The organism is Acidimicrobiia bacterium (assembly GCA_035948415.1).
Classification (GTDB): domain Bacteria; phylum Actinomycetota; class Acidimicrobiia; order IMCC26256; family PALSA-555; genus PALSA-555.
In genome coordinates, this window is the sequence record DASZJD010000090.1 from 1 (window position 1) to 4160 (window position 4160).

The window sequence follows — 4160 nt, forward strand, 5'->3', positions numbered from 1 at the left end:
AGCCCCTCCGGCCCGTGGTACACGGCGTAGAGGCCGGCGATCACGGCGAGGAGCACCTGGGCGGTGCAGATGTTGCTCGTCGCCCGCTCGCGGCGGATGTGCTGCTCGCGGGTCTGGAGCGCCAGCCGGAGCGCGGGTCGGCCGGCGTCGTCCACCGAGATGCCGACCAGGCGGCCGGGCAGGCTGCGCCGGAACTCGTCGCGGGTGGCGAGGAAACCGGCGTGCGGGCCGCCGAAGCCGAGCGGCACGCCGAAGCGCTGCGACGACCCGACCACGACGTCGGCCCCCTGCTCCCCCGGCGGGGTCAGGAGGGTGCAGGCGAGGAGGTCGGCGGCCACCACGACGCGCGCGCCCCGGTCGTGGGTCGCCGCGATCAGGGCCCGCCGGTCGCGCGCGCGGCCGCTGGATCCCGGCTCCTGGAGGAGCACGCCGAACACGTCGTCGGGCCCGGCCGCCTCCGGGTCGGCGACGAGGACCTGCAGGCCGAGCGCCTCGGCGCGGGTGCGCACGACGGCGACCGTCTGGGGGTGGCAGTCGGGGTCGACGACGAACGTGGAGCCGGCGTCGCCCTGGACCCGGTGGCAGAGGGCCATGGCCTCGGCGGCCGCGGTCGACTCGTCGAGCAGCGACGCGTTCGCCAGCTCCATCCCGGTCAGGTCGGCGACCATGGTCTGGAAGTTCAGGAGCGCCTCGAGCCGCCCCTGGGAGATCTCGGGCTGGTACGGCGTGTACGCCGTGTACCAGGCCGGGTTCTCGAGCACCGTGCGCTGGATCACCGGCGGTGTGATCGTGTCGGCGTAGCCGGTCCCGAGGAGCGAGACGGCGACGGTGTTGCGCGCCGCCAGGGCGCGCAGCTCGTCGGCCACCGCGGTCTCGTCGGCGGCCGCCGGCAGCTCGAGCGGCCCCGAGAGCCGGATCGCCGCCGGCACCGTCGCCTCGGCGAGCTCGTCGAGCGACGAGAGGCCGAGCGCGGCCAGCATCACGGCCTGCTCGGCGGGGTCGGGGCCGACGTGACGGTCGACGAAGCGGGTGGGCTCGAGGTCTCGAAGGGTCATCGGCCTCCGTCCAGTCGCGGCGTGCTGCGCCGGGCCACCGGCGTGGCCCGCGGCTCCCGCGCTGTCGGGGGACCTGAGAGATTCGCCGGCGGCGCCGGCTTTCCCCTTCGGTGAGGCGGGATGGCCCGCCTGCTCTCCAGCGTGGCCTCACCCGGTCGGTTCGGTGGCCTGAGAGGTTCCGGGAGTGGTTGCTCCTTCGGCGCCTCGCCCTCGACGAGGCTCTCCCGGCCGGGGTCCACGGCCACGCGCAGCGTACCCCGGGCGCGCCGCCGGCCTCACGGACGGTGCACGAACGGGGTCGGCACCACGGTCGCCGGCACCGGCCGGCCCCGCACGTCGATGGTGACCGCGGTGCCGTCGGCCACCGCCGGGGGCAGGAAGGCGAGCGCGATCCCCCGCCCGAGGGTGGGCGAGAAGTTCCCGCTCGTCACCTCCCCCGCCGGCTCGCCGTCGACGAGGACCGGGCAGCCGGCCCTCGGCACCCGCCGGTCCTCGCCGAGCAGGCCCCGGAGCCGGCGCGCCACGCCGCGCTCGCGCTCGGCGAGCAGCGGCTCCCGGCCTCGGAACGGGCCCTTGTCGAAGCGGGCCACCCACCCGAGGCCCGCCTGCAGCGGGGTGATGCCCGGGCCCAGCTCGTGGCCGTGGAGCGGGAACCCGGCCTCGAGTCGCAGCGTGTCGCGGGCGCCGAGCCCGGCCGGGCGGATCCCGGCCGCCAGGAGCGCGTCCCACACCGCCGGCGCGTCCGCGGCCGGGACGTGCAGCTCGACGCCGTCCTCCCCGGTGTAGCCGGTGCCGGCCGCCCACCCGTCGAAGCGGTCGTGGACGGGCCGGACGTGGAGGCGGGGCACGCTCGCGGCGGCGTCGAGGACGCCGGCCAGGCGAGCCCGAGCGTGGGGGCCCTGCACCGCGAGGACCGCCCGCGACGCGGTGACGTCCTCGGCCCGGCTCGCGCCGGACGCCTGCGCCGCGGCCTCGGCGAGGGCCGTCGTCACCCCGGCGGTGTTCGACGCGTTCGGCATGACCAGGAAGACGTCGGGCTCGACCCACCACACGATGATGTCGTCGACCACGTGCGCGTCGTCGGGGTCGAGGAGGTGCGTGTACTGGGCTCGGCCGGGCTCGACGCGCCGCAGGTCGTTCGTCAGCGCCCACTGGAGGGCGTCGAAGGCGCCGGGGCCCTCGATCCGCACCGAGCCCAGGTGGGAGACGTCGAACACGACCGCGTCCTCGCGGCAGGCGCGATGCTCCTCGAGCACGCTCGTGAACTGGATCGGCATCTCCCAGCCGCCGAAGGCCGCCAGCCGCGCGCCCAGCGCGCGGTGCGCGGCGTCGAGCGGGCTGTGGCGCAGCGCGTCGGCCATCGGCGGCGGAGCCTACGCGGCCCCTTCAGGCGGTCTCGGCCTCCTCGTCGCCGCCGACGCCGACGTCCGGTCGCAGATCGAGGCGCGCGGTGGCGTCGAGCGCCTCCCCGCCGAGCTGCGACGGCGGCTCGAGCCCGTACTTCACGAGCAGGTGCAGGTAGTCGCGCTGGTAGAGGACCTTGATGTTCGTGCCCGGGAAGCGCTCGCGCAGCGTGCGGGCCTTGCGGTTCTTCTTCGTCACGAGCTTCTGGTTCAGCGTCGTGATCTCGATGTACAGGTCGTACGCCGGCAGGTAGAAGTCGGGGGTGAACGCCTGGACCGTCTGGCCCTGGTGGTCCTCCTCGAGGGTGAAGGTGCGCGGCTCGTACTCCCACACGATCCCGTAGAAGTCGAGGAGCTTGGCGAACTGGCGCTCGGAGTTGTGCGCGAAGCGCGTGTCCTCGTGCGGGAGGCCGTCGCCGATCGGTCAGCCCCCTTGTGCGGCGCGACGCGGGCGCGGTGCCAGGGCGGGCGGGTCGGCGGGCGCCAGCTCGTGGATTCGCGCGTCGAGCTCCTCGACCACGTGGCCGAGGGGCACGATGTTGAGGACGCCCTGGCCGCGCCGGACCAGGTCGACGAGGGCGTCGCCGTCGCGGGCGAGCACCGAGTCGGAGCCGTCGAGGACGAGGCTGGCGGCCTCCCAGTTGGCGGTGTCCTCGCGCAGGTACTCGATGGCCCGGCGCGCCGTCTGCAGCTTCACGCCCGCGTCGAGGAGGCTCTTGATGACCTTCAACCGCACCAGGTCCTGGTACGAGTAGCGGCGCTGCGAGCCGCTCCCCCGCGCGTCGGCGAGCGACGGCCGGACGAGCTCCGTGCGCGCCCAGTAGTCGAGCTGGCGGTACGAGATGCCGACGATCGCGCACACCTGCGGGCCGCCGAAGCCCGGCTCGGGCGCCAACGCCTCGTCCAGGGTTCGCGCCCCGCTCGGCGCCGACCCGGTCGCCGATCCCCGCTTGGCCGCCACGCTGCCCTCCCGAGTCACACGGGCGTAGTTACGCCGCTGTGACGCTACCTGGCGGCCTGGCCGCCGTCAACGAGTCACTCGGGGGCGAAGTCCTCGGGCCGGACCTGGTTCAGGAACTCCCGGAACTCCTCGATCTCGGCCTCCTCCTCGTCCTGGTCGAAGAGGACCCCGGCCTCCTCGAGGACGGCCTCGTCGGCGAAGATCGGCACCGGGTCGGGGTACCGGGCGGCGAGGGCCAGGGCGTCGGAGGGCCGAGACGAGATGCGGTGGGTGTCGCCGTTCTGGCCCAGCTCGATCTCGGCGTAGAAGGTGCCGTCGTGCAGCTCGGTGATCACGACCCGCTGGAGCCGGACCGCCATCTCGTCGAGGACGGTCTTGAACAGGTCGTGGGTCATCGGGCGGGGCGTCTCCATGCCCTGGAGCGCGTACACGATGGCGGTGGCCTCGGGGGGCCCGATGAAGATCGGCAGGTACCGCTGCCCGTCCTCTTCCCGGAGGAGGACGATGGGCTGGTTCGTGGGGACCTCGACTCGGACCCCCACCAGCGACATCTGGATCACTGGCAGCGCCTTTCGACACGTACCCCGAGAACGCCAGCAACCCTAGCATCGCGGTTTCTCGGTCCCGCCCCGGACCCGCGGCCCGATTCGCGGCTGGGGCCGGTCGGTTCACGGCTCATTGCCCGCCGTCCCGCGCGCGCCGTACACGTCGAGGTAGGCGTCCGGGTCGGCGGCCAGCGCG

General features: G+C 74.5%; 5 protein-coding genes and 1 riboswitch. All 5 genes read right to left on the reverse strand.

Going from position 1 to position 4160, the window contains the following annotated elements:
- On the reverse strand, nucleotides 1-1055 hold a 1055-nt coding region (locus VG869_12385), incomplete at its 3' end, for a glycine dehydrogenase (aminomethyl-transferring) (GenBank protein ID HEV3451990.1).
- 51 nt (nucleotides 1056-1106) lie between these two features.
- A riboswitch (glycine riboswitch) is annotated at nucleotides 1107-1205 on the reverse strand.
- A 125-nt stretch (nucleotides 1206-1330) separates the two neighbouring features.
- Nucleotides 1331-2416, reverse strand: coding sequence for a glycine cleavage system aminomethyltransferase GcvT (gcvT, locus tag VG869_12390; GenBank protein ID HEV3451991.1), 1086 nt, complete (start codon nucleotides 2414-2416; stop codon nucleotides 1331-1333).
- A 25-nt stretch (nucleotides 2417-2441) separates the two neighbouring features.
- Nucleotides 2442-2792: a hypothetical protein gene (locus tag VG869_12395; GenBank protein HEV3451992.1), complete on the reverse strand. Its 351-nt coding sequence runs from the start codon at nucleotides 2790-2792 to the stop codon at nucleotides 2442-2444.
- A gap of 90 nt (nucleotides 2793-2882) precedes the next feature.
- Nucleotides 2883-3419 (reverse strand): MerR family transcriptional regulator, encoded by a 537-nt coding sequence (locus tag VG869_12400; GenBank protein HEV3451993.1) that lies wholly within the window; start codon nucleotides 3417-3419, stop codon nucleotides 2883-2885.
- A gap of 74 nt (nucleotides 3420-3493) precedes the next feature.
- Nucleotides 3494-3979 carry a bifunctional nuclease family protein gene (locus VG869_12405; protein HEV3451994.1) on the reverse strand — a complete coding sequence of 162 codons (486 nt, stop codon included), beginning with the start codon at nucleotides 3977-3979 and terminating at the stop codon, nucleotides 3494-3496.
- Between the last annotated feature and the right edge of the window lie 181 nt (nucleotides 3980-4160).

Excerpts from the sequence above, each read along its gene's own strand:
- gcvT (HEV3451991.1), bottom strand. The coding sequence starts at position 2,416 with ATGGCCGACGCGCTGCGCCACAGCCCGCTCGACGCCGCGCACCGCGCG.